This window comes from Photobacterium aquae, assembly GCF_001029445.1.
Lineage (GTDB): Bacteria > Pseudomonadota > Gammaproteobacteria > Enterobacterales > Vibrionaceae > Photobacterium > Photobacterium aquae.
Window position 1 is genome coordinate 1 of the sequence record NZ_LDOT01000026.1, and the last position, 26,704, is coordinate 26,704.

Below are 26,704 nucleotides of genomic sequence, written 5' to 3' on the forward strand. Positions count from 1 at the left end.
GTGAATATATTGACCAACATGGTAAACCGACTGCGTTTTACAGCGATCGTCATGCTGTTTTCCATGTCAGTAAGCGTGATGCGCAAACCGAACGCCTGACTCAGTTCGGTCGTGTTCTTCAAGACCTTAATATCGAGCTTATTTGTGCCAACAGTTCACAAGCTAAAGGCCGTGTCGAGCGAGCCAACAAAACCTTGCAAGATCGCTTAGTTAAAGAAATGCGATTACAAGGAATCGATACTATTGAGCAAGCCAATGCATGGCTCCCCCGACTTCATCGCTGATTTCAACCAGCGCTTTGCCAAACCGGCGCATTATCCCAAGGACATGCACCGGCCAGAACGTGAATCACTCAGCGAAATCGATGATATCTTTTAATGAAAAGACCTGACTTCCCTACTCTATGGTTATGTTTTGATATGCTGTTACATCAAATTCATCAGACTTTTTGTATAAACGGTCAATCATTATGTGGTTATTTTGAGCCATATGTATGCATATCACCCTAAGCTTACAGTGTAATATGGCAAATCGTAACTTGAATATCGTTATATATGCTAAATTTGACGTTATTTGTTAAAATAATAGGCTTTGTGTTGCCATTATCAAGTTAAATTAAGCACATTCAGTGACGCTGTCACAGTTTTATCTTGTTGTTTTGATGTGGGTTAATATGGCATGTGGCTATTAAAATACTTGATAACGTAAAGACAAGTATAATTGATAGGATGCTGACTAATAGATCAATCCATGGCGTATTTCTTCCGCATTACTTTTGATATATTCAATATCGCTTAAATAAGCAAGATGGTGACCCTGTTCGATATTATCAGCAAATTGCCTATTTCCTTTCATGGCTTCCTTCTTCATAAAGTTCACCAATGCCTGTATCCGTAAAAACATAAACTCTGGAAGTTGACTCTTTTGCTCTGATGTTAGCCCATAACTGTCGCAAAATAATTTTGCACGTTGGGTTTGTTCAGTGAAAGTTCCTAGTCTATCCACATTATCGGTTTTAAATGGTGCCCAGCAATATAAAGCATACGCAATATCCCATAACCTAGGGGCTGGGTGTGCGGCATCAAAATCGAACACTCCTACAACATTATTTCCAATTAAAGCAATATTGTACGGAGCAAAATCACCATGACAGATAACCTCGTAAGGTTCACGAGGCTCAAGCATCCAATTAAGTGATGTTGTATTCTTTTGGTGGAGGAATGAAACAGATGCATCATGAATTCTTCTAAGTAGTTTAGCTGCCGTGATTAATGCTTCTGATGTTGCGATATTTCCAATTAATGGATAATCAAAAGTTAAGCCTTCTACCAGGCTTAATTTTTCTTGATTTCCCTCAATACCTATAAATCTTGGTGATTCAGTTATACCTTCTTGTTCTAGGTGATGCAGAAAACGATGGACGCTTTTGCTCCATGTATTGAGAGGACGATAGACAACACTCCCCTTTTTATGGATATTTGACTTCCTGCTGTCTTCTAATTTAGCCATATACTGATCCCTACAATATCGATACCGACTCTTACTTCAATTGGCAATGTCACGACTCATTTAAGTTGTCAAAGTATGGCTTGAATTCATCACTTGGTTCGCGTGATGAGTAAATATAAACGGAGTTTCCTATCGGATCTAAAACAGAAAAACCGCGATCACCCCATGGATGATCGTTTAGTGGCATAATGACCTGAAGTCCTGCATTTATTAAACGTGAATGTTCTGAATCTACATCATCGACGAGGAAATTTAGCATTACCCCATTTCCACCAAAAACAGGCATATTTTCTTGTGGTTGAATAAAACAAAGCTCTGTGCCAATACCGTCTATTTTCAAAATAATGTACCAACCGCAATCAAAAACTGTTTTTGCTGATAAATACGTTCGATAAAATTCTCGGCAAGCAGCGACTTCTGATGTGCAAAAGCATGTGGATAGTTTTTTTATTTTCATACGACATCCTCATCCTTGTTGTCATTAATTGGATAGTTAACCTAAGAATCGCAAGATCTGCCTATAGTGTCTATGGGTAAAATCCTTGACGCTATAAATAACAAAAATTATTTAAGAAAGATGTGATGCAAAGCTAGCAAAAATTGTACGTTCCGGCACTTTCATAGCTTTATTTATTAGCTAATAAATACCTTATATGAGAGAACAAACGAGACGCAATCTAGCCATAACGCACAAATAACGACCGCAATGATAATTTAATGACATAAGAAACGAATATACGGGTTGGATATTGAACGAAGCGCTCAGTATGTCAGCGTAAATGCATGGTTTGTGACGCTGTCACATTGATGTTATTGGTTTATTCTGCCAAGTTCCCCATCCATCAAGACAAAAAAAGCCCCAAAGGGGCTTTATTTGATTAACTCTCAATGATTTCAACAGGTCCATGGTCATCACAGTGATCACCATGTTGATGATGCAATCTACCATTAACAATATAATCGATATGATCACCATGTTGGATGGCTTCATGACCACAGTCAGGACCATGAACATGCTCTCCACATAAATGTTCTGCATTACATTCATCTGGATGCTTCTCATTAATAGCAATGACATGTTCATCACAGTGATCACCATGCGGATGATGCAATACACCATCGACAACGTAATCAATATGGCCATTATGGCGAATAGCAGTATGCCCGCAACCAGGGCCGTGAACATGATTAGAATGAGAATGAATTTTTGAACATGACATCCTTGTATCTCCTATTGGTAAATTAACAGTAACCAACTAAATTATAGTTGGCTCTAAAATTAATAGTTATCTTACCGTTCAAAATGTGAGTCTACTCAAATTGAAAAAGCCCACTCGCAGATCGTTTGTGGGCTTTTGAATGGTCAACCTAATCTATCAACTAATTAATATACGTGTATTTCATCCAATCTTGCTTGGTAATTAATACCATCATCGGTATTAAAGTTAATAGGAATTTTCATTTTATGGAAACGCTCATTCTCTTCCCATCTGAAATCCTAATAAATGAACCTAAGATGTTATCGTTATATTGATTCATTTTCCATTCTGCAGTATATACCCACTTCTGCATCATATTGTCATAACGGCCTTCTTTGAAACATTGAGCTGTTGCGTCAACACAGTCAACTTTGTGTAATTCAATTGGTGTTTGATATTTATCATACCAATATGACCACCCGCCATGTTTAATATTTACGACTGTAATAGGATATTTATCTGCAATTTTTCCTTGGAAAACTCTATAAGGCGTTTGTATGTTGGAGAGCGAGTGTGTTTGGTTCGATAAATACTGAATACCATCATTACTTAAATATGGTTTAAGCTCTTCATATGAAAGTGTATTTTCAAACTTTCCGATTTCATCAAGTGCCCTCGATGCATGGTTTGAACATCGACCAAACGTTATAGTCAGCTGGTTATCAGACAAATGAAAATTAGTATCTTCGTCAATTTTGTCATAGTTATCTCTGAATCTATTTTGATAACAATCATTATATAAGTAATACTCGCCCATGACATATTCATCAGAATTATCATCCGGCTTATTTATGATATATTTTTTGACCCTATTTAGGTTGTCACTTCTTAATCTTATTTCAAGTGATTTTGTACCTTTTGGTGATAATAGATCTACTAAAGTGATTGGTCGGCCAGAATATTTATCAAAGAGAAATGTATTTTCACCCCATTCACAATAAGCACCACAAGCATCCCCTGAAATGGTTACTTCTATATAATTTTTCTTTTCTGTCACTATCGGTTCGTAAAAAGAGAAAACTCTTCGATAGCTATCGGTTGTTCTAAATGGGCTCGATGATTTACTAGCAAAATCTTCTTCTTGTAATGTTTTATCGAAGTAATAATATTGAAGGAAAATATTAATACGAGAAGCACTTTCTGGATATTTTTCAGATACAAAAAAAGGAAAATCTGACTCAGAAAAATGAGGATTCTTCACATTTTTCACTGTGAATTCATTTGCAGATGCGAGACTTGGCAACAGGAGAACCAAGCCAGAAAGAAGCGTTATTGGTATAATCGATTTCATATAACTTTAGTGATCTACTCCAAATGTGAAGATTGACCATGCTATACAAAAAGCAAATAAAATCAATAAATTAAGGTTAATAAGTTTTTCTTAAAAGCCCCTTTAGGGGCTTTATGACTTTAAGAAAATACGTTACGTTGTCGCATTTTCCACTATCTAAAGTTGAGGCTTAGCGCCTAAATAACTCTACCCTTAGGTGGCTTTCATCTTCATAAGCGACAACAGATTGAAAGTAATAAGCTTTATCTATAACCGATGAAAATACATCTTTATATTCAGGGCTACCAATGAACAGGATTTGAGTCGATTTGCACATCAATCCATCATCATCAAAGCTAGCTTTTAAATTTTCATCAACAACACAGACTAATACTTGGCCAAATCGAGCTGAAAGATCTATCTTATGCGCACTTGAGTACTGCACTTTTGTTTTCAGTTCAGATTCAATCTCTTCAATCAGAACAACAAAGCGATAGAGATCAGTTGAGCTGTTGTTTAGCAAGCGGTCGTGCTCAATATCTAAAATGTTTTCCAAATTAGCATCAGCTTGCCGCCCCAGTAAGATCCAATGTTTGACAGATTTCCTGATTTTTCTGTAACGCTCAATCTTAGCGATTCGTTTTAAGTATTTCAAAAGCAGGTTGTTGCTTTCAGATTTCGTCAGTGGTTTTTCCAGTTTTTTGAATTCGACAAGCAATAGAGCATTGGTACTAACATCAAGTAGCATCTGAGATTGGGTCATTGGCGTAACAATTTGTAGCGGGTGTTACTGCTATCATACTCTTATTGCTGACAGAAAGTAGTCTAGGCTCCATTCTTCTTCATAAAAAAAGGCGCTTGATGGTTTTTTGTTCGCATTTTGGGCCGCAAATCATGAGATCACTAAGAAAAAGTGTGTAGTTAGTTAATTTTAAAGATTCCTTTAACGCTGGGGAGCTATTCGCCACCCAGCATTGTGTGACAGTGTCACTATCGCGGATCACGAAATCGTCGTACCACAATGTGATATAGACTGGGGAAAAAACTGGGCTTGTATTACAACAAGCTGATTTGTGGGCTTTTTCCCTAAAAATTACCTATTCTGCCTGCGCTTCGCTAACTAATAAGTTACGCTTTATCACATCTAGCTCTTAGGTGTTGTTACGGCGGTTTGGAAGGCATTTATCTTTCACCAAACAATGTATTGGCCGCCTTTTCTTTTCATCTTAATGCCACTATGCCAGGTCAACGCCTGCTTTTACTTCATCGAAACTGTACTGGTAACCAACTTCCATTCTTGCCATAGATTGAATGATACGAGTAATCGTTTTTGAATCATTAAAATCTAGTTTTTGTGTCAAGCCATAGCCACTCCACTGTGCGACCATCCTGGCGTAATGCTCACTGTTATTTTCGTGGTTAGGTGCAAACACATGTACAATTCCTGAAATGGTATCAATTCCTCTACGTTGATAGCTTCTTAATACGCGCGCTCCTGCGCGAAAGCCATACTTTTGTTCTGAAAAAATGACAAAACGACCATCACTACCAAGCTGGCCGATCCAATCATTATTCTTATTGAACTCGATATTCAATGGATTGTTGTTTCGAATACCGCGGATGTTACGGTTAGCGGGTGAAGATGCAGCTCTCGGCCTACCCTTTTGAAAGATAGCGTTCTTACCCACCAGCTTAACAAGGAATTTGTACATTTTGTTTGTTATGTGTTTTTTAATATTCATTATCGTCTTCAATCTTTATTGCCCTTATTTTTTATAGCTTATGAAAAGATATGTCCACCAGCGATATTGCCCTCTTACATCTTGTACTAGCAAGGCTTTGGTTATTTTTATGAGATGGTTATGTATTTAATTAACGCAATAAAGTTATAGTGCATTAGGTGTATTCCTGAGAGAATTAAAAGCATCGGGCATGTGAAAACAAGTGCTTAATAAACAATCCTTCGCTGTTGGATTATCTACTCAGTAGATTAAAACCAAACGGCCCAACATACACATGGCATCATACTCTCAAAAGTAACATCTGAATGAATAATACTGCCCTTCACAAGCTTATTACCTTCATTTCAGCATTCTACCCTTTCACGATTTCTATCTACATCTGCAAGCTCTTCATTGGAATCAAGTGCTGCACAATAGCACCAAGTAGATCAGGAAAAATGAGGGTCCCCTCGCCAAATTAATGTAGCGGATCTTGCTTTGGCTAAGCGGGTGCTCCTGTTAGGCTCGACCTTCATAAGGTGCCTGCATCAGGCCAATTAACCCAATGTGTGTTTTCATCTTTAGTCTGTTTATAACTCTTTGCACTGCCTACTTCTATAGCTTTAACAACTTGCTTGAAGGTGTTTGATGAACTTGGTAAATCCCCTCTTGAAATATCAGGATGACTCCAAGCATCAAGCTGAAGTAATAGCTCCAATTCCGGAGAAACACTTACTCGCCTCTCATCTTCTGTACATAGAACTAGGTCTCTATACTTATGAGCTAGAAATCGACAGAACTCAAAAGTAAGAGGACTTTCTTCCTCAAGCTCGATGCCGTACTTTTGATATTCTGGTAATTCAGGAACCAATACCTTATTACCACGAAGTACGCACACCCCCTTCGTTTTTGTATACTCCAAGTCTTTTTCATCTAGCCAATCATCATTTTCAATTGGGTAAATAAATCTGGATTCATTATATGGATTGGACTTTAGATAACCGTTATAAGCATCTTCAGTCGCATAATTTGAAGAAAGATTTCGGTTATGTAATTTACTTGAGAACGTGTAAATCTGAACATCAGGATCACCAGATCTTGGGGAAAAACCAAAGACTTCAATAACTATTGCCCAGTCTTCATTAGAGCGATAAACAGACATTCTTGTTGCGGCTAAGTAAACATAACCATTATCTAAAACAGGGAACGTAGACTCTTCCGCACATGTATCCAAAATCTTTAATATTTGTTCTGATGTCCAATTCATATCATTTTTGTCTCTATACATAGCAAATGCCTAACAAGGCCAGTGATCAACGAGCAGGCTATGGGCTTATGGGTCGCTCTAGCGATGAACTCGATTGCAATCATTTTCAAAAAACAGTCGAGATACCGCCGCGAGAGAATGCAATCATTATAATTGACAACAAACTCAATCTAACGATAATGCAATCTAGTCTGATTTTATGGCACTTTTTTATGGCAATTACTATTCGCAATATCGAAGAACACTACTACATGATTGAATCATTAAAAGAACTCACCAATAGTAGTGTCACAACCAAAGCCTTAATTAAAGGTGGATACCTTGCTGTAGAACTAGGGCAAGCATTGGAAGATGAAAAAGCCAAAAGACAAAAAGCGGAAGATGAACTCAACGCACTTAAAGAAACAATCAAATCTTATATCAATAGTAAAAATGCCCTACAACATGCATTAACAGCTGACTTATCCAAAACGAAATCATCATAGAAAAGTATATTAAGGCCACCAGCATAATGTGTGGTGGCTTCTTAATCTATCACAATAAGGTTAGATACCCTTCCCTTCGATTATCGACGCTTATCAATCACCAGTTCCGTAAACCCGGTAGCTAAATCAACTTCTCGAGAAAACACCATATTACCATATTCAACAAGGCATATTTCAGCCGTATACGACACAATACAACCATCCATTAAATGGCCACCTGTCACCTTACCTTCTGCATCAGCAACAGAAATATGCAGGTGAACATGTTCGGGCGTCAACGTACCTGATAGGGTCAGAATTTCCAAAGGCCCTGACAATGTTATTTCATTCTTCTCATTGGCTAAACGAATCTCAGCTGCCGACAAACATCCTACACCACTGATTAACGAACCGGCCAGGATATGATGACCTTGTATATACGCAAGGACTGCTTGTTTTAAATCGTCACCCTGAGTCAGGCGAAATGCATGGGGAGTTAACATATCAGTGTTTCCTTATCCTCTTTAGGGACGTGAGTCAGCGTGTTAAAGTCATCGGCAGCAAAAGCCGAATACGCTTACATAAAAAAAGAGCCTCACGAAGAGACTCTTTTATTATCCTTTAGCCGAAATGCTTATCAAGCTCTCAGGCCCGTTTACCGCGTTTTTTGGTATTCCCATTATAGGGGAACACATTATGAATACGTTGCTTGATCTTAGAAGGCACTGACTTGGAAAAGACCAGCTTAGTTGTAAAGCGGTTCTTATAGACTTTCACCTTGCCACTAAATGGCTCTTTATGGGCAATGTCTTTACAGCCACGAAGAAAACCAACCGGAATATTCCCGGATTGCTTAACCAGCTTACCGTCTTCAAACACCAGTACCATGACAGGCCGGTCCCAGAACACCAGCAGGCACACCGCTACAGTCAGAAGAATCACGTATTCCATAGTACTATCCTTAGTCGAGATCGAAATCTAACAGTTCATGCAGGTCATTCTTAATATCCAGAACCTGCTTACTTGCTTGCTCGGTCTTATTCGATTCAGACAGCAAGTATTCAATGGTATCGGACAAGGTTGAATCAAGCTCTTTCGACTTCTCTGCCAGTTTTTCCCAAACACGAAAATCCAAGTCAATAGACTTTTTGCGTGTATGAACCTGCTCGGCATTAAAATGACGCTTGCGTTTAGCGCGAATAGCTTGCTTGAGCTTATTCTCCAGATCCGGCGACATATGCTTACTGATCCACTTCAGCACCTTGGTTGGCTCATGCTCGATAGCAAGCAGCTCCTGAAGCGCTGCTTCTGCCTCACTGGTGTCAATGTAAGCGGTAATGGCTTCACCTTCTTTCCATTTCTTTACCAGGTAATTCCACTTCCAGCCGGCTTCCAAGTTTTCAAGTTGCTGATATTTCATTGTAGGCAGTGATTCTCGATAAGACTAAACTTAATAGTGACAGTGTAACTGCGTACTTGTAAAAGCTCAATTCTCTTTTGATATTTAAGCGTTTGTTTTTAAGTCGATCCCAACCAAATGGCAATTGATGAAAATTACCTTATCCATTCGCTATTATGCAGCTTTCGATTCCTTTATACTGCTGTCCTTTTCACACTAACAACTTAAATACAACGCTTATGCATGAAGAAACCTGGCGTACGATGACTCCGGACTACTCCGCTTATCAAGCCATCTTAGAACAGTATGGCGATCTCCAGCCTGCAATTACAGGCACCTTGCAAGATCGCCTTACCGATGCCGTACGCCGGTTTACCGCTGTAGAGCTTCAACCCCGAGTCCTCCGTATCACCGCACCTGAAAATAAAGTGTACCGTGACTACGTGATTGAACTATTGAACATACATGGTCAGCGTAACAACGAAGCGCCGGTGATTGTCTTTGGTGAGAATGTCACAGAGCAAAGCCTATTTGGGGCCGTTTACCCGCCGGTTGAAGGTAGCATTACCAAGTCTCAGATCAAGCATGGCCTTGTTCACCAAGCCAACAATGGCTACTTGGTTCTTGCCGTAAGCTCTATCTTGGCAAACCCAAGCCTATGGCCTCGCCTCAAAAGCGTGCTGATGAACGGTGAGTTAGAATGGCAAGCCGCTTGTAACAAGAAGCTCTACCCGCTTCCCCAGCCTGAACAACTTAATATCAAACTGGTTATTATCGGTGACCGGTATCTAATGGGTGAACTCGAAAACGCCGAACCAGATATTTCATCAGGGTTTACCATGTATGGTGAATTCGAGCAGGATTTGATCATCAACGATACAAACTTGCCGAAATACCTCACTTATGTAAAAGCCATTATCAACAAAGCCAAGCTACCCGACCTTGCCGACCGCCAGGCGATCGAAATGGTGCTGAAGACGGGGGCCCGTTATGCCGAAGACCAAACGCGAGTGCCGCTGTGTCCTATCTGGCATCAGAGCCTGCTGTGCGAAGCGGCCATTGAGTCACAGGGTAACGCCATTAGCGCCCAACATATCCAAGACTCCCTAGATGCGCGTGAGTACCGCGAGTCTTACCTGCCAGAGCGAGCAATTGAAGATATTCATCATGGCCAAGTCATTATCGACTGTCAGGGCGAAGAGATTGGCCAGGTCAACGGCCTTACGGTTGTCGAAGTGCCGGGACACCCTCGAGCCTATGGCGAGCCCGCGCGTATCTCTTGCGTGGTGCATTTTGGCGACGGTGATATTTCCGATGTCGAGCGCAAAGCCGAGCTTGCCGGTAATATCCATGCCAAAGGTATGATGATCATGCAGGCATTCGTGAGTACCGCCCTCGATCTCAACCAGCCATTGCCCTATTCGGCCTCTATCGTTTTCGAACAATCCTATTCGGAAGTTGATGGTGACAGCGCCTCACTTGCCGAGCTGTGCTCGCTAGTATCAGCCCTGTCTATGCAGCCTATCAATCAACAGATTGCCGTTACCGGTGCAGTAGACCAATTTGGCCGTGTACAGGCCGTGGGCGGCATCAACGAAAAGATCGAAGGTTTCTACAAGGTTTGTGCCTATCGCGGCCTGACAGGTAACCAAGGCGTTATCCTGCCCCAGACAAACCTAACCAACCTGTGCCTGTGTGATGAGGTTGTCGAGGCAATAAAAGCAGGTCAGTTCCATATCTGGACGGTTTCAAGCGTTGACGATGCCCTGCCGCGCCTGACCGGCAAGGTATTCCGAAGCGACGATGAAAACGACGATGATACGCTGCTGGCAAAAATTGCCGAACGTATTGATGACGTGCACCACGCGCTGGATGATCACCACGGTGGTTTGCTTTCTCGTCTTCGTCACTGGTTTGTCCAGAACTGATCCGAGTTGTTTAGCGTACATGTGTAAGCTAATTTAGCTCCATACTTTTCAAGGAGCTAAAAAGTCTGATGAAACGCCAGCAATCTTATAACTATGATGAACTTGTTGCCTGTGGTAAAGGTGAGCTTCACGGCCCTGACTTTCCGTCGCTGCCTTCTGACAACATGTTGATGATCGACCGTATTCTGACCATTACTGACGAAGGTGGCGAGCACGGTAAAGGCTTTATCCATGCCGAACTCGACATCAAACCTGATCTGTGGTTTTTCGATTGCCACTTCAAAGGTGACCCTGTCATGCCTGGTTGCCTTGGCCTTGATGCAATGTGGCAGCTTGTCGGCTTCTTCCTTGGTTGGGCCGGCGGTGAAGGTAAAGGTCGCGCTCTAGGCGTTGGCGAAGTGAAATTCACCGGCCAAATCCTGCCTGAAGCGAAAAAGGTAACTTATGAAATTCAGTTCAAACGTGTCATCAACCGCAAGCTGATCATGGGTGTCGCCGATGGCCGAGTTCTGGTAGACGGCAAAGAAATCTACACAGCGAAAGACCTGAAAGTGGGTCTGTTCAAGGATACATCTGCTTTCTAACCCATAGATGTTCCTTCCCCCACTAATATCTATTGGTAACACTATAAAGGCCGCACCTGATGCGGCCTTTTCTTTATCGGTCGCTTATAGCCCACTCAGTGGCAGAACCTAGAAATTTGAGGCATAAAAAAGCCCCTGTTCCTAATAGGGGCTCAATAAGGGTGATATGAAGGGAGGTTTAATTATTTAAACAGGCCAGATTGCAGATCTTCTCTTGCTTCTCGCCAGCCACCTAGCCAGTTTGTACGGGCATCCGTAGAATGATACGGACAGTCTTCACTGGAACGACCATTGATACCGGCTTTATAGCCCTGAGATTGTGCGCGCTCCAGACGATCCCGCTTTTGTCTCTTCATAGTTCGATCCTCATCCTTATTTGTTTCATTCATTACTATTGCATAATGATGGAGCTTTTGTGACTCCACTTATAAGAATTAGCCAAATGGACTTGGATATCAACCCTTATAAAAAAACAGGCCCACGATATGTGAGCCTGTTAGTACTTCAAACAATGTTGACAGAAAACTTACTTACGGCGACGGAAACCCAGCAAACCTAGCACGGATAATGCAAGGAAGCCCAGAGAACCACCCTCTCGCTCAATGCTTTCTTCTCGCTGTGGACGTGTCTGCACCGATGGAGACTGTCCAGCATCGATTGGGATCAGCTTAACCGCAACAATACGCTCTGAACCTGGCTGACCGCCTTTACAGAACGAGTCTTTCGACAAATCGTCATAACCGCCATCACACTTGTAGGCCGTTGCTGAGATCACACCCGCATCGTTAATGTCAGACGCATCAAAGATACGGAATTGGTTAGCCACACCACCCTTGTTGCCATCGTTGACCAGATCATCAAGGAAGTAAACATCACCACGCTTCAATGCCGCAGATTCAGGGATTTCGCCCATTGCATAGGTGAAAGCACGCTGACGACGGAAACGACCTTCTACCTGATTTATAGACTCTGCATCCACACGGCCAACAATCTGGTTATTATTGTTGATAGCCGCAGGGTAACCGTTGGCGCCTTCAAAGAACAGCGAAGACACGCCACTATTCAGGAACGTCGGCGCAGATGCATTGACTGCATTATCATAAACGAACATGCGCTCGGTATAAGAGCGGTTCTGGGCAACGTTGTTCTTCGCAACACCAATAACCATGTTATTGTCATTAATATCTGTCGCCATACTAAAAACTAGCTTGCGCTCATCATCGGACTTAATCGACAAACCAGGAATGATCTTGCGTTCCCATTTCTCGTTGCCGCTAGCGAAATCAGTTGATGGCTCATACACAGCAGCGCGTACTGCGTAGTAATCACCTTCTACGGTATTACCCACACCATTATTTACAGAGTCAGTCGTAAAGCCCGCTACCACTGGCTTACCTTGCACCAAACTTACGGCACGAGCAGACGCCTGGAATGAACGCTTGTTTTCATCAGGATCCTGCGCCGGGTATTCGCGACCACTCCCGTCAACACGGTCAGCCAATGCCTTCGCCGTTACAGCACCTGTTGTACCATCGACACTCCAGAACACAGCATCATTGGCAAATACCGATAGCTGACACTCCTTGGTACCAAAAAACGCGGCCAAGTTATCGCCTTTATCAACACAGCTCTTGAAGGCATCAAAACTAAAGCCCGGATCGGTATCGTTACTCTTGTCCGGTACCTTGTCTTCATCGTCGAACTTACTTGGCGAGAACGAAGCACTACCAACCACCAAGCGACTGCCATCTGACAACGTAACCGAATCCCAAGCCAAGCTCTGACCCGCATTTTGCGTCATCGCATTGCCTTGCACCGGATCCAGGCGCACTTCATTGCCACCGAGGTTTACAAATCCACGCTTATCAAACTGGCGGGCATTACGGTCACCATTAGAGAAATAGGCCCCCGTCGTTACCCCTAGGAAATCAGAACCTGTATCATCAATGATCTGATTGATAACTGAATCATTAGATTGTGTTGAACTAATAGTACCCAATACACCCGTTACCGCAGGATCATAACCTTCACTCTTGTCGGCAAACGTCTCGATTGGCTGCATGGTATTGCCACTTTGCTCAATCATTGCGGTTGTATTGGCAAAATAACCGTTATTCCACGATTCTTGCTCACGCACCATACCACCGATACCAGTACGATCAGTAGCGTCAATGGTATTGTAACCTTTACCGTAATAACGCGTCAGCGCCCAGTCACCACAGGTATTCGGCCCCAAACGGGTCTCACAGTAGCGCTGCAGACTTTCCCTATCAACGATATGCTGTAAGTTGTCACTGATATAAGCCACTTCATCACGAATCGGCACACCTTCAGAACCCAAACGGCTCTCACCTGCCAATGGGAAGCTGGTTTCATTACAGCTTTGAGCAAAACAGTTTTGTGCCGAGCTTGGCGCAATCGCTTCACCGTAAAACTCAACATTCTGTCTTAGACGGTCATTTGAGACTTCAGGGTAATACTGCTGATCAGCAACAGAGCTATCACCGGTTACCTCAACAACACGGTAAACTGCAGCATTGGCGCTTGTCGCACCGGCTACCATAAGAGCCAGTGCTGATAGTTTTAACATTTTATGTTGCATTAAGATTCCTTCTGCATTGCTTCTAGTTCTTCCCAACGTTCGAATGCCTGTTCAAACTCCGCCTCTGCCTCACTCAAACGAGACAGCACAGCCTGAGTGTCATTCTTCACATCTTGGAAGAACGCAGGATCATTAATTTTTTCCTGCAACTCAGCAATTTCATTTTCCAGTTTTTCAATAAGTTGCGGCAGCTCTTCCAGCTCTTTCTGTAACTTGTAAGAGAGTTTCTTAACCGTACGCTGGCGAGCTTCTTGGCGCTGTTGCTTGTTCTCTTCTTTCTTCTTTGCCTGTTCAATTTGCTCGGCTTGCGCCTTCGCCCTTTGACTCAGCGAGTTCGCACGCTGCTCCTGCGCGTCATGATAGCCGCCGACGTATTCGTCGATCACGCCATCACCTTCAAAAATCCAGCTTGTCATCACTGTATTATCGACAAATTGACGATCGTGGCTCACAAGCAGCAAAGTACCCTGATAATTGGCAAGAATTTCTTCCAAAAGTTCCAAGGTTTCGATATCCAAATCGTTGGTTGGTTCATCGAGTACCAACAAGTTATTTGGCTTAAGGAACAATTTTGCGAGTAGAAGACGGTTTTTCTCACCACCAGACAACGCTTTTACCGGAGTACGGGCACGGCGAGGATGGAACAAGAAATCTTGCAAATAACCTAGCGCATGACGAGTACGGCCATTAACGGTTACTTCCTGCTTGCCGTCAGCAAGGTTGTCCATCACGGTTTTCTCAGGGTCTAGCACTTCGCGGTACTGGTCAAAATACGCCACTTCCAGCTTGGTTCCACAATGGAAGTAACCCTGAGCCTCCAAGTTGCCCAGCATGATCTTCAACAGCGTACTCTTACCACATCCGTTAGGACCGATAAGCGCAATACGATCGCCGCGCATCACATTAAAGCTAAAGTCTTTGATGATTGGTTTATCATCGTAGCTATAACTGATGTTCTTCGCTTCGAAGACAATCTTGCCCGACGTGCTGGCTTCTTGCAGCTGCATGTCTGCCTTGCCGACTACATCGCGGCGCTCGCTGCGTTCACGACGAAGCTGCTTAAGGGCTCGAACACGGCCTTCATTACGGGTACGACGGGCTTTGATACCCTGACGGATCCACGCTTCTTCCTGAGCAAGTTTCTTGTCAAACTCAGCATTTTGCTCCGCTTCTACGCGCAGCATCTCTTCCTTGGCATCAAGATACTGTTCGTAATCCCCAGGGAAAGATGCCAGCTGACCACGATCCAAATCGACAATACGTGTCGACATAGACTGAATGAATGCACGGTCGTGAGAAATGAAGACAATCGAGCCCTTGAACTCTTTCAAGAAGCCTTCAAGCCATTCAATGGTTGTTACATCCAGGTGGTTGGTCGGTTCGTCAAGCAGCAGAATATCGGGATCACAAACCAGCGCACGGGCCAAAGCAGCCTTACGCTGCCAACCGCCTGATAGATCCTTGAGCAGTACACTCGGCTCAAGCTGCAAATGCTGCAACACCGAGGTGATTTTGTTATCAAACTGCCAAGCATCCGCATGTTCAATCTGCTCTTGGGCACGAGTCAGCTTAGCGAAATTCGCATCGCTTGGCTCACGAGTGATCAAATCCAGCAGGTGGTGGTACTCTTTAAGCACCTTACCAATCTCGGCAAGGCCCTCAGAGACAAAATCAAATACCGTACCTTCAGCATCACGAGGTGGATCCTGTTCAAGACGCGATACGCGCAGTTCCGACTGACGCTGGATGCTGCCGTCATCAAGCAATACATCGCCCGAAATTACCTTCATCAAGGTTGATTTGCCCGCGCCATTGCGCCCTACCAAACATACTCGTTCGTTAGGTTGAAGGATAAACTCTGCTTTATCTAGCAGTGCATGATCACCGTACGCCAACTGGGCGTTACTGATATGAATTAAAGCCATTGTCTTTTAACCATGATGCCAGCAACTCGGCGTCAAAAGGCCAGCCGAGCTCCGGGCTATGTTGTTCAGAATTGGAAGATTGGAGAGAAAGTACTGGGATTGTAGTGCCGTAACGTGAAAACAACGCATCATCAAAGGCGATATCGACTACCTTGATATTCTCAGCCACACCAGCACGAACGAGCAGGCTATAAGCCTGCTCGCAAAGGTGACATCCTGTTGTGCTATATAGCGTGATTAGCACTTACCCTTCCTTGTGAGTAACAATCCAGCAGTTATGGATATGCTTGTTGCGACCGAAGTCCAATGGCAACGTTTTATCAGAAATGTTCTTCGCTTGTAAGCCAAGTTCTTCAAGTTTCTCGAAATCCATCTTGAATAGACGCTTATTATTCGAGAAAACAATCTGACCATTCGGACGTAGCATACGCTTGAGGTTTTCCATCAACATGATGTGGTCACGCTGGATATCAAAACTTTGGGTCATACGCTTCGAGTTCGAGAACGTTGGCGGATCAATGAAAATCAGATCAAACGTTTCGTCCACCTGCTGCAACCACTGCAAGCAGTCCGCTTGGATAAACTGGTGCTGGCGGCCGATCTGACCGTTCAGTTCCATGTTCTCCTGTGCCCAACGAAGGTAGGTATTAGACATATCAACCGTTGTCGTTGACTTCGCCCCACCAACTGCGGCATGACAAGTTGCAGAACCGGTATAAGCAAACAAGTTCAGGAAGTCTTTGCCAGCTGACATCTCACCCAACATACGACGAGTGATGCGGTGATCAAGGAACAAGCCTGTATCCAAGTAATCAAACAGGTTCACTTTCAAGTCAACACCGTACTCGTTCACCACCATGTGACGCTCAGCACTTGATAGCTTCTGATACTGGCTCTTGCCTTTCTGGCGTTCGCGCACTTTCAGTACCACTTTGCTGCTATCAACACCGGTTACCTGAATCGTGGCACGCATGATATCCATCAAACGGCGACGCGCCATTTCTTCTGGTACCGTTTTCGGCGCAGCATATTCCTGAATAACGATATAGTCTTGGTACTGGTCAATCGCCGCATTGTAGTTTGGCAAATCGGCATCATACAGACGGAAGCAATCCAAACCTTCTTTCTTGGCCCATTTACCCAACTTACCAATATTCTTCTTCAGACGGTTGGCAAAATCCGGTGCAACTTCGGTTTCTTCAAGACGACCTTCGGCCTCACCTTCAACATGCTTTACGCCACCAGCAGTGATCAGGTAGGTTTTCAGGACACAATCAAGCGCACCGTTGCGCAATTTGAATTGCTTGTCAGCACGCATGCGCAGACAGCTCAACAATTCATTAGACGACGAGTAAATAGCTGCCGTACAACCTGCAAACGCCAGTTTCAAGCGATTGCCAAACAAAGTGTACAAAGAAATCAACTCTGGTGTCGTACCCAAACGCTCACCGTAAGGAGGGTTACAAAGGATCACACCCTCACTAAAGCCTTCAGGGCAAACCAACTGCGTTGCATCACCATGCTGGAAATCAATCAGATCTTTCACACCAGCACGACCTGCGTTGTCGCGGGCAATACTCAGTACGCGCTGATCTTTTTCGATACCGAAGAATTTAGTTGTAACAGTCGCAGGACCACGGCGGGCTTTTACCGTCGCCTCGGCATGGATTTCCATCCAGGCTTCTTTATCGAAATCTTTAAATGACTCAAAGCCCCAACGCTTACGCTTAAGCCCTGGTGCGATGCCAGCCGCAATCATTGCCGCTTCAATCAGCAACGTGCCCGAGCCACACATAGGATCGAGCAGCGGTTTATCAACCGTCCAGCCTGATTTCAGTACCAGTGCCGCCGCGTGGGTCTCGCGCAATGGCGCTTTACCCGCTTCGCTACGGTAACCGCGCTGATGAAGACCACTACCTGCCATATCCAGGCCCAATACACCCTTTTCACCTGATAGACGCATGTGTACACGCAGATCAGGACGTTCGCGGTCAATATTAGGGCGTGGAAGATCGGCCTTGGTAAAACGGTCAACGATGGCGTCTTTCACTTTCATCGCGCCATATTGGCTATTGCGAATTTCACGGTTAGTACCGTTAAAATCAACAACAAACCGTGTGGTATGGCTAAATTGCTCCATCCAGTTTACGGCTGTTGCGCCTAGGTACAGATCCATATCGTCACGAACGTCAAATTCGCTTAGCACCAAAATGATACGGGAAGCCAGACGCGTCCACAGACAGCAGCGATACGCTTCTGCCTTCTCTGCTTTAAAACGTACACCAGCATGAACAACTTTGATGCTCTGGGCACCCAGTTGCTCAAGCTCTTGAGCCAAGAGGTTCTCAAGACCTCGAGATGTAATAGCTAGATATTGATTCATGGGGTTCTTTTCGCGCTTATGTTGCGAAGAATTATAACTGAAAACAGACCAAATACCTTGCACCAGAAAGAACTTAAATGCCTATTTAGCTAAAAAAACAGCAATCGCCTGTTTTACCCCTATTCTCAACTGAGCCCTTCGAAAGTAAACACACTACAGATTGTAGCTGTCAGGCAACAATCTAGTGCGCACCTTCGCCAAACAGAAGTGGCAACAATATCCTCCCTTCCTATCAGGCGGCACACCCAACATGGTTTCCACAGATAAACAATGGATTTTTATTGTTTATTTTCATTTACTTATCTAATTTATTTTGACTTTATTTGTCGAAAAAAACCTTTAAATAGATGCTCATTAACCACTTCCTATGCCATTGTTATCCTACCAATCACCATTAATTTCCTTTTGGGAAAGATTGAGGATTGGCACACCAGTGGATAAAAAATCCATAATGAAAATAAATTACAGATCACAACTAAATGAGGAAACGAGGTAATTGGTGTTGTCTTTTTGTGGGTAAAATATGGGTGTTTTTTTGTCCTAATCTCTAAAATTAAGACAAAAAAATTATTCAACAATAATAAAAAAATACGAGCAAGATCACTTTAGGCACGGTTATTTTGTGTAAGGAAAGAGGTTGAATATCCTAATAGTGGCTAAGATATAGGCACCAAATTGCCAAATAATTGACATCTAACGATGACCAACCCCTCCTCGCATAAGAGAGAACGACCCGCAGACTATGTCTTCATAAAGCACATCGATTTACATATCGTAAGGTTGTCCAGAAGAAGGTATTAGTATGGTCTTGTTGTGACAGCGTCACGAATATATCCGGCAAGCAGAGAGAATGGTATAAGGTATCAATCAAGATAGCGAAATACGGACGTGTCTGCATAACGATATGGCGTCATTAACGGCATGACTATCATGATGGAAACAGGCCGCATAGATACAATTGACTAACGACAAAGAAGATATGAGATAGGAAAAGAAAGAAGATGACCGAGAGGAAAGATTAAGAAAACAAAAAAAAGAAGCCTAGCTTCTCAATGTATAAGATGCAAATGGATAGCGACTCTTTACTCCAACGGGGAAATCACTACCCCACCAGCGCAAAGCTAACCACGGGCTGTTCGATATAAACTTCGTATTCAGACATACGGTCATTCATCACCTTAATCAGCTCACAAAACGCCATTTCCTTGCTTGTTGTAAGGGTCAAGCCCTCAACCGAGGCCAGCATACACAAACTAGCACAACCGCTATTCTCAATAATCAAGAAGTTACCCTTCCCATCTTTGGTTGTTAGGGTCACAACATCCCCGGTTTGAGGGACACAATTTGCGTTGCTCGACTCAAAGAACCAGCTCTTAGGCATCATTGGTTTATGGAAACGGCTTGCGGCAACAGCAGTCAGGGCCAATTCGGCCTTTCTCGGAGGAGAAAGATCTAACTGGTTGATGCCTTCAAGGTAGGTTTGATAAGTAGTTGCATCATCAACCGTGAATACGCTTTTCGCGAACGCACACGGGATAAGATGCTTGGTCGGAATTGAAACACGGAAAACCATTTCATCGCCAAGATCTAGCATCAAAGCGTCAACTTTCTGGTCGTAATACCACATCCATGAATTGTTAGGTTTCAACATGTTATCGCTCCAAACCTTCTCCGTAACATCAAATTGTCCAACACTTGAAACAACTCTAGGAGAATTTTACTTTGCTCAACTCAAATAAAAAGAGGAAAAATATTCGTGAAAACGAATGCAACTTTATGAAAGTTTGACAATTTACACTAAAAATCTCTTTTGTCATAAGCATTTAATAAAAAAAAGTGCTTGTGATTAAATCACAAGCACATCTTTATTCTACCAATTTAAGTGACAAGGTCACGTGAATCTGAGTATTTACTCTAAGCCCATCACAATATCTTTCACCAATTTAGGCCCGTGGTAGATAAAACCGGAGTAAACCTGAACGAGGCTAGCCCCTGCCTGGATCTTCTCACGAGCGGCAATGGCCGAATCAATGCCACCTACCCCGATAATTGGCAACGCACCATCCAGAGCTTCAGCAAGCAAGCGAATGACCTCTGTACTGCGATTTTGTAGCGGACGGCCACTCAAGCCCCCCATCTCATCACAATGCGGCATTCCCTGAACCAAAGTACGATCCAGTGTCGTATTGGTTGCAATCACCCCATCAATCTTACTCTTGATCAATGAGTCTGCAATCTGGCGAATTTCATGATCCTCAAGATCTGGTGCGATCTTGAGCGCCAGCGGGACATATTTACCATGCTTTTCCGCTAGTTCGCTTTGCTTTTCTTTTAGCTGGGCCAGTAACTCATCCAGCATCTCGCCGTATTGCAGTGTACGCAACCCAGGCGTATTCGGTGACGAGATGTTTACCGCGATATACCCCGCGTGCTCATACACCTTCTCCATGCAGATCAGGTAATCTTCCGCGCCTTTTTCCAATGGTGTATCTTTGTTTTTACCGATATTAATCCCAATAACGCCGTCATATTTGGCTTTCTTGACATTTTCAATCAGATTATCAACACCTAGGTTATTAAAGCCGAAACGGTTAATAATCCCTTCCGCAGGAATAACGCGGAACAAACGAGGCTTATCATTACCCGCCTGTGGACGAGGCGTTACCGTCCCCACTTCCACAAAACCAAAGCCCATAGCACCAAATGCTTCAATACATTCGCCGTTTTTATCAAGGCCTGCAGCCAAACCAACTGGATTTTTGAAGGTAATGCCCATTACTTCAACTGGGCGATCAGGAACGTGTTGACGATAGAAGAGATCGAGAGGAGTGCCGGTGAAGCGAGAAAAATTCTGAATAGCAAGATCATGTGCTTTTTCAGCGTCCAGCTTAAAAATTGCAGATCGTGCGAGGCGGTAAATCATTGTACCTCCTATAAAAGCCCCGTATAAACGGGAGGACATTATTCCTACTTTACCCTCTTAGTTCAACGTTTATTTTCTGCATTCAACGCGAATTTTCGTTATATAGTTATCAAATATCAAAATTACTGTCTTGTTTCACATTAAAAAAGCAAACGTTTAACCTAACTCCCCCATTTCAACAAAAGGCCACATGACATTGCCATGTGGCCTTCACCTATAATTGGCTACATCCAGACTACGGGGTTAAGTTTAGCCTGCTGGTCGGCAATTCAAATTAAGCAACATCAGCTCACGCAACGCCACCGAAAACTTAGCAAACTCATGCGTCGTTCCTACTTTGAATTCTGCCAATACGGTATTCCAACGCTGTATAGCCGGACGATGGACTTCCAGCCAGTTTTCAATCAAAGCTTCGACATTATCCCCATTCACACCACTCGTGATCACCGCCAATGTTAGCTGCCGCTGCTGCCAATCAAGATCCTCCCGGAACGAAGCTCTGGCCAACGCTTGCCAGTGGTTCTCAACCGGCTGGTTATGAACCTGCTTCAAGAACCAATGCAATGACAAGTCAGCCCCAATCACAAAATAAACATGCGCAATAAAGTCAATGTCCTTATCTAGCTGACTGGCAATCTGTGCTATGTCCATTGCCGAGTACAAACTGCTCAAACGCGCAATGTTATGCGCCAGTTGGTCGGGGATGCCCTGATCAAGCATCAACTGTGCCTGCTCGTTATGCTCTTGCACCTCTTCAGTGACAAGGTAACGCTCTAAATTCTCCCTTAACCGATTAATGACCGGTTGATAAAAAGCGATCTGCTGCTCGATTCCCAACGAACGATCACGATTTCGCAATATCCATCGAGTCGCCCGGCGCAACATTCTACGGCAGCGATACAACACCTCGTACTGCACGTTTGCCGGGATAATGTTGTCTAGCGCTCTTACTTGTTCAAAATACAACTCAAAGTTAAACAACGCACGCCCAACAGAATAAGCAGAAGATATCTCTGCCACTGTTGCCCCTGTCTCTTCCTGAAGCCGCGTTACGAAGTTGCAGCCCATTTCATTAGACATTTGATTGGCCAGCGAGGTTGCAATTAACTCCCTACGCAGTGGATGCTGCTCCATTTGCAGCTGATACTTCTGCCTGAGCTCTTTAGGGAAATAGGCCGGTAACAAACGGGCATGATACGGATCACTTGCTACCTCGTCGGTAACCAGTTGCTCCTTCAAAACCATTTTTCCATAAGCCACCAGCACAGCTAGCTCTGGTCTGGTCAGGCCCATCCCCGATTTTTCTCGCTCCGCGAGGGTATCGTCATCAGGCAAGTATTCTAATACCCGATCCAACTTACCTTCTTTTTCCAGATGGTGGATAAAGCGGATCTGCTCTTTGAGCAGCAAAACCTGCTGCTGCTGAGTCACCGATATGGATTCGCTCTGGAAGTAAGCATCATCCAATACAATCTCACCGACCTCATCTTCCATGCGCTCCAGCAACTCATTACGCTGCTTGTAGGTAAGATCCCCAGCGACAACAAGGCTGTTTAGCAAAATTTTGATATTAACCTCGTTATCCGAGCAATCAACGCCCCCCACGTTATCAATAAAATCGGTATTAACCCGGCCGCCATGCTTGGCATATTCAACTCGACCTAGCTGGGTCAGACCCAGATTCCCCCCTTCACCAACAATTTTCGCCCTAAGCTCGCAGCCATTGATCCGCAAAGCATCATTAGCCCGATCACCAACCTCGCTATGGCTTTCTGCCGATGCCTTTACATAGGTGCCAATCCCGCCGTTCCACAATAAATCAACATCCATTTGTAATATCAGCCGGATCAGCTCATTGGGCGGCATAACCTGTTTACGTGTCCCCAATAACTTCTGAACCTGTGACGATAGCTTTATCGATTTGCTACGACGAGAGAACACGCCACCACCTTCCGAGATTAATGCCGGATCATAATCTTCCCAGCTTGAACGAGGCTGGTTAAACAGGCGTTCCCGCTCTTGCCAACTCGACGCGGCATCAGGATTGGGATCGAGGAAGATATGCATGTGGTTAAACGCCGCCACCAACTGTATATGCTTAGACAGAAGCATTCCGTTACCAAACACATCACCGGCCATGTCACCAATACCCGCACAGGTAAAATCCGTATTCTGGCAATCAATACCCAGTTCGCGGAAATGCCGCTTTACAGATTCCCAGCCACCTTTGGCAGTGATCCCCATTTTCTTGTGGTCGTAGCCATTAGAGCCGCCCGATGCAAATGCATCCCCCAGCCAGAAGCGATAATCCTCAGAGACAGAGTTAGCCAGATCCGAGAATGTTGCCGTACCCTTGTCAGCGGCCACAACCAAATATGGATCATCCTCATCATGGCGCACTACATTGGCTGGTGGCACAAGCTCGCCGTCAATAATATTGTCCGTCACATCCAACAGAGCTCGGATAAAGCGTTTGTAACAACGCTGCCCTTCCGCCCAAATCTCCTCCCGGGTGATCAACTGTGGCTGCTTCTTGCAGACAAACCCGCCTTTGGCGCCAACGGGGACAATCACGGTGTTCTTAACCTGCTGGGCCTTAACCAAACCGAGGATCTCAGTACGGAAGTCCTCCTGCCGATCCGACCAGCGCAATCCGCCCCGGGCTACCTTACCGCCACGAAGGTGAACCCCCTCGATATCCGGCGCATAAACAAAAATCTCAAAGAACGGTACAGGTGCTGGGATCTCCGGGATGTCCGAAGGACGGAGCTTCAATGACAGCCAAGGCTTACAGTGCCCCTGCTCGTCGACCTGATAATAATTGGTACGCTGAGTGGCCAAGATCATATCCATATAACGGCGAATGATCCTGTCATCATCCAGACTCTCTACATGATCCAGCTTGCCGTTAATCTTGGCGATATGATCATTAGCCGCCTTGTCACTATATTTACCCTTTGGCCTGAACCGCAACGCAAACAAACGGACGAGATCTCGGGCCAAGTCATGATGACCAGAAAGCGTTTCTTCAATATAGTGCTGGCTAAACGGAAAGCCCACTTGACGCATGTAACGTGCGTAACTACGTAAGATCGTAATCTCTCTGCCCGTTAGCCCCGCACACAATACCAGCCGATTGAAACCATCATTTTCCAGCTCCCCGTGCCAAATCGCCGAGAAGGCCTCTTGGAAGCGATCCCTCGCCTCTGACAAATCGATACCGGTACAAGCATTGTGGAGCATGGCGAAATCCAGGATCCAATACACCGTCCCCTTGGCGGTAACGACTTGGTACGGTGATTCACCAATCACCCTCAGACCCAAGTTTTCCAGCATAGGCATCACATCAGACAAGTGGATGGGCTCTTCACGATGGAACAATTTGAGTTTCACAAAACGCGAGTCTGTAGCCTCTTCCTGCGGGCGATAAAATAGCATTCCGAGCTTGTTGGTTTCACTGAGATTCTCCAGCCGCTCGATATCCGCAACCGCCGAACCGGGCAGCATTGCCTCCTTATAGGAACGAGGAAATGCCCGGGCATAATTTTTGGCCAGTAAGGTTCCGTTGCTCTCGCCAAAATTAGCGATTAAAGAACTACTCAACCGATCTTCCCATGAAGATGCCGCTTCAACGAGATTGTGCTCTATTGCTTTAACATCGACATCGAAATTATTGTTTTCAACCCGGACAATATAATGCGTACGCGCCAATGGGCTTTCAGAGAAAAAGGTCGTGAACTCAACATCTTGGGTTGAGCCAAAATAATCGCGCAACACTTCCTGCGTCTTACGCCTTAGCTCGGTGTTATAACGCTCTTTCGTCACATAGACCATGCACGAAAAAAATCGGCCGAATGGGTCTCGGCGGATAAAAAGCCTCAGTAAGTCTCGGTCCTGCATCCGCACGACCCCCCAACCCACGTCGAGCATCTCTTTTTCTGTCGCTTGGATCAGCTCATCACGCGGGTATGTCTCCAGCAAGTTGTTCAATGCCTTCCAAGAGTGTGAACCCGCTGGATAGCGGCTCTCCTCGAGGATCCGTGCGACCTTGTTGCTAATCAGGGGAATATTAGTTGTAGACTGATGGTAGGCTGTTGATGCGTAGAGGCCGGTGAAGCGATGCTCGCCGATGACATTGCCATCCTCATCAAAACGCTTGATCCCGATATAGTCGGTATAGGCGGGCCGATGAATCTTCGACTTGGCATTGCTTTTGGTCAAGATGAGCAATTCAGGCTTGCGGGCCTCGAAGCGAGCGGATTCCGGCAAAGACGAAAGCCGCAGCGATCGCACTTTATTGGGCTTACTTAACAGCCCCAATCCGGTGTTATGGCAAGGTCTTAATTCATAATCCCCTTCAATCGCCACCAGATCATAATTGTGATACCCCATAAAGGTAAAATTATGGTGTGTTACCCAATCCAGGTAAGCGATAGCCTCATCACGTTTATCAGTAGTAACGGGCAAAGAGGATGACTTGAGTTGCTCGACAATGCTTTTCATTTTGTCTTGCATCGACTGCCAATCATTCACGACAATATTAACATCAAGCAAAACCTGCTCGAGCTCCTGCTTTAGGGTCTTCAGCTCCTGCTTGTCATTGAGACGATCGACTTCAATATGGAAAAGGGTCTGGAGATCGCCGTCTTTACCACACGCTTCTTGAATATTGCCTTCGCTATCACGGCGGAAATAATAAGGCCCATTTAGCATCAAATGACTGGTTATTCCCAAACGAATCAATGTCATCCGTACTGAATCAACCAAAAATGGCCTATCCGGTGTAATAATTTCAACCACTGTATGAGTCGATTGCCAGCCATAGCGGCTAAGGGTGGGATTGTAGACCCGAACCGAAATATCCTTCGGATCATTTTGTACCAAATGATGCCATAAGCTCAGAACGGCACCGTACAAGTCAGATTCATTCCGCTGAAGCAGATCATCTTCGGCAAGTTGCCCCAACAATCGCTGAGCAAACACTTCGACTAAAGGCTGCTGAGGGCTTTCAATCTTATCCTGAATCAAGCCATACACTTTCTCAAGCAACACCGGCACTATAGGGTCAGGTGCGGTCATAGCAATGCTCCATCTTTATAATTAATAATCAGTATAGAGTTTGGAACGCACTACCCGCACACATTGCCTGATGCTCAAATGATCTTGGGTAGGCGCGACATCGCCATTGTATGCATTTTGTTTAGTTTTAGTTACTGGAGACTGTTATTTTGAAAGGGAAATACTCTGTTATGTGACTAAGGTGGGAATTTTACATCTGCCAATATACCAATAGCAGCAAAAAATACCGGATCAAAAAATCGAATCTATAAACATATAAACCATTATTTTTAATGACAAAGCATAAAAAACATAGGCTTTTACGATCTAAGACCCAGTACAAATAAATACCTTCTACAAATTAAACCCTAACATTCATCGATAGTCATACGAAATAACATGTTAAACAAAG

General features: G+C 44.3%; 21 protein-coding genes and 1 pseudogene. 4 read left to right on the top strand and 18 right to left on the bottom strand.

Features of this window, described 5'->3' with window-relative positions:
- Window positions 1-375, top strand: a pseudogene (locus tag ABT56_RS17400) (ISNCY family transposase); the annotation flags it as partial.
- Between the two features lie 360 nt (window positions 376-735).
- On the opposite strand, the gene ABT56_RS17405 reads toward ABT56_RS17400, so the two are convergent.
- The 7 genes from ABT56_RS17405 to ABT56_RS17435 form a co-directional block, all read right to left on the bottom strand.
- Window positions 736-1,509 (bottom strand): phosphotransferase enzyme family protein, encoded by a 774-nt coding sequence (locus ABT56_RS17405; RefSeq protein ID WP_047880186.1) that lies wholly within the window; start codon window positions 1,507-1,509, stop codon window positions 736-738.
- A 49-nt stretch (window positions 1,510-1,558) separates the two neighbouring features.
- Window positions 1,559-1,966 carry a VOC family protein gene (locus ABT56_RS17410; protein ID WP_047880187.1) on the bottom strand — a complete coding sequence of 136 codons (408 nt, stop codon included), beginning with the start codon at window positions 1,964-1,966 and terminating at the stop codon, window positions 1,559-1,561.
- 421 nt (window positions 1,967-2,387) lie between these two features.
- Window positions 2,388-2,729, bottom strand: a complete 342-nt coding sequence (locus ABT56_RS17415) for a hypothetical protein (protein WP_084722374.1) — start codon at window positions 2,727-2,729, stop codon at window positions 2,388-2,390.
- Between the two features lie 238 nt (window positions 2,730-2,967).
- On the bottom strand, window positions 2,968-3,978 hold the full coding sequence (locus tag ABT56_RS17420) for a hypothetical protein (RefSeq protein WP_157037892.1): 1,011 nt from the start codon (window positions 3,976-3,978) through the stop codon (window positions 2,968-2,970).
- Window positions 3,979-4,228: 250 nt separating this feature from the next.
- The gene (locus ABT56_RS17425; RefSeq protein WP_047880190.1) at window positions 4,229-4,801 is read right to left on the bottom strand and encodes a DUF2913 family protein; all 573 of its coding nucleotides are present in this window, start codon (window positions 4,799-4,801) and stop codon (window positions 4,229-4,231) included.
- 472 nt (window positions 4,802-5,273) lie between these two features.
- On the bottom strand, window positions 5,274-5,780 hold the full coding sequence (locus ABT56_RS17430) for a virion protein (RefSeq protein ID WP_240478345.1): 507 nt from the start codon (window positions 5,778-5,780) through the stop codon (window positions 5,274-5,276).
- Between the two features lie 511 nt (window positions 5,781-6,291).
- Complete coding sequence (locus tag ABT56_RS17435; RefSeq protein WP_053062539.1) at window positions 6,292-7,047, bottom strand: DUF7003 family protein; 756 nt, start codon at window positions 7,045-7,047, stop codon at window positions 6,292-6,294.
- Window positions 7,048-7,052: 5 nt separating this feature from the next.
- Between ABT56_RS17435 and ABT56_RS24535 the strand changes: the two genes are divergently transcribed.
- Window positions 7,053-7,511, top strand: a complete 459-nt coding sequence (locus ABT56_RS24535) for a hypothetical protein (protein ID WP_240478346.1) — start codon at window positions 7,053-7,055, stop codon at window positions 7,509-7,511.
- A gap of 80 nt (window positions 7,512-7,591) precedes the next feature.
- Here ABT56_RS24535 and ABT56_RS17445 read toward each other — a convergent pair whose 3' ends face one another.
- From ABT56_RS17445 to matP, 3 genes are all read right to left on the bottom strand, one after another.
- A complete protein-coding gene (locus tag ABT56_RS17445) occupies window positions 7,592-7,993 on the bottom strand; it encodes a PPC domain-containing DNA-binding protein (protein ID WP_047880191.1) in 402 nt (133 codons plus the stop codon).
- A 142-nt stretch (window positions 7,994-8,135) separates the two neighbouring features.
- Window positions 8,136-8,441: a DUF3634 family protein gene (locus ABT56_RS17450; RefSeq protein WP_047880192.1), complete on the bottom strand. Its 306-nt coding sequence runs from the start codon at window positions 8,439-8,441 to the stop codon at window positions 8,136-8,138.
- Window positions 8,442-8,451: 10 nt separating this feature from the next.
- A complete protein-coding gene (gene matP / locus ABT56_RS17455) occupies window positions 8,452-8,910 on the bottom strand; it encodes a macrodomain Ter protein MatP (protein ID WP_047880193.1) in 459 nt (152 codons plus the stop codon).
- A gap of 218 nt (window positions 8,911-9,128) precedes the next feature.
- On the opposite strand from matP, the gene ABT56_RS17460 reads away from it, so the two are divergent.
- Both ABT56_RS17460 and fabA read left to right on the top strand, forming a co-directional pair.
- Window positions 9,129-10,817 (top strand): AAA family ATPase, encoded by a 1,689-nt coding sequence (locus ABT56_RS17460; RefSeq protein ID WP_047880194.1) that lies wholly within the window; start codon window positions 9,129-9,131, stop codon window positions 10,815-10,817.
- Between the two features lie 68 nt (window positions 10,818-10,885).
- A complete protein-coding gene (gene fabA / locus ABT56_RS17465; RefSeq protein ID WP_047880195.1) occupies window positions 10,886-11,401 on the top strand; it encodes a bifunctional 3-hydroxydecanoyl-ACP dehydratase/trans-2-decenoyl-ACP isomerase in 516 nt (171 codons plus the stop codon).
- Between the two features lie 182 nt (window positions 11,402-11,583).
- Here fabA and rmf read toward each other — a convergent pair whose 3' ends face one another.
- From rmf to ABT56_RS17505, 8 genes are all read right to left on the bottom strand, one after another.
- Window positions 11,584-11,757 (bottom strand): ribosome modulation factor, encoded by a 174-nt coding sequence (rmf, locus tag ABT56_RS17470; protein ID WP_047880258.1) that lies wholly within the window; start codon window positions 11,755-11,757, stop codon window positions 11,584-11,586.
- Between the two features lie 170 nt (window positions 11,758-11,927).
- On the bottom strand, window positions 11,928-14,003 hold the full coding sequence (locus ABT56_RS17475) for a DUF3466 family protein (protein ID WP_047880196.1): 2,076 nt from the start codon (window positions 14,001-14,003) through the stop codon (window positions 11,928-11,930).
- Entirely contained in the window at window positions 14,003-15,928 is a 1,926-nt protein-coding gene (gene uup / locus ABT56_RS17480) for an ATP-binding cassette ATPase Uup (RefSeq protein ID WP_047880197.1), read from the bottom strand. The genes ABT56_RS17475 and uup overlap by 1 nt, the downstream gene beginning before the upstream one ends.
- On the bottom strand, window positions 15,906-16,172 hold the full coding sequence (locus ABT56_RS17485; RefSeq protein WP_047880198.1) for a glutaredoxin family protein: 267 nt from the start codon (window positions 16,170-16,172) through the stop codon (window positions 15,906-15,908). Before ABT56_RS17485 ends, uup begins: the two co-directional genes overlap by 23 nt.
- Window positions 16,173-18,311: a bifunctional 23S rRNA (guanine(2069)-N(7))-methyltransferase RlmK/23S rRNA (guanine(2445)-N(2))-methyltransferase RlmL gene (gene rlmKL / locus ABT56_RS17490; protein ID WP_047880199.1), complete on the bottom strand. Its 2,139-nt coding sequence runs from the start codon at window positions 18,309-18,311 to the stop codon at window positions 16,173-16,175.
- A gap of 1,102 nt (window positions 18,312-19,413) precedes the next feature.
- The gene (locus ABT56_RS17495; RefSeq protein WP_047880200.1) at window positions 19,414-19,962 is read right to left on the bottom strand and encodes a cell division protein ZapC; all 549 of its coding nucleotides are present in this window, start codon (window positions 19,960-19,962) and stop codon (window positions 19,414-19,416) included.
- A gap of 258 nt (window positions 19,963-20,220) precedes the next feature.
- On the bottom strand, window positions 20,221-21,234 hold the full coding sequence (gene pyrD / locus ABT56_RS17500) for a quinone-dependent dihydroorotate dehydrogenase (RefSeq protein ID WP_047880201.1): 1,014 nt from the start codon (window positions 21,232-21,234) through the stop codon (window positions 20,221-20,223).
- Between the two features lie 249 nt (window positions 21,235-21,483).
- On the bottom strand, window positions 21,484-26,313 hold the full coding sequence (locus ABT56_RS17505; RefSeq protein WP_047880202.1) for an NAD-glutamate dehydrogenase: 4,830 nt from the start codon (window positions 26,311-26,313) through the stop codon (window positions 21,484-21,486).
- Window positions 26,314-26,704: the final 391 nt, after the last annotated feature.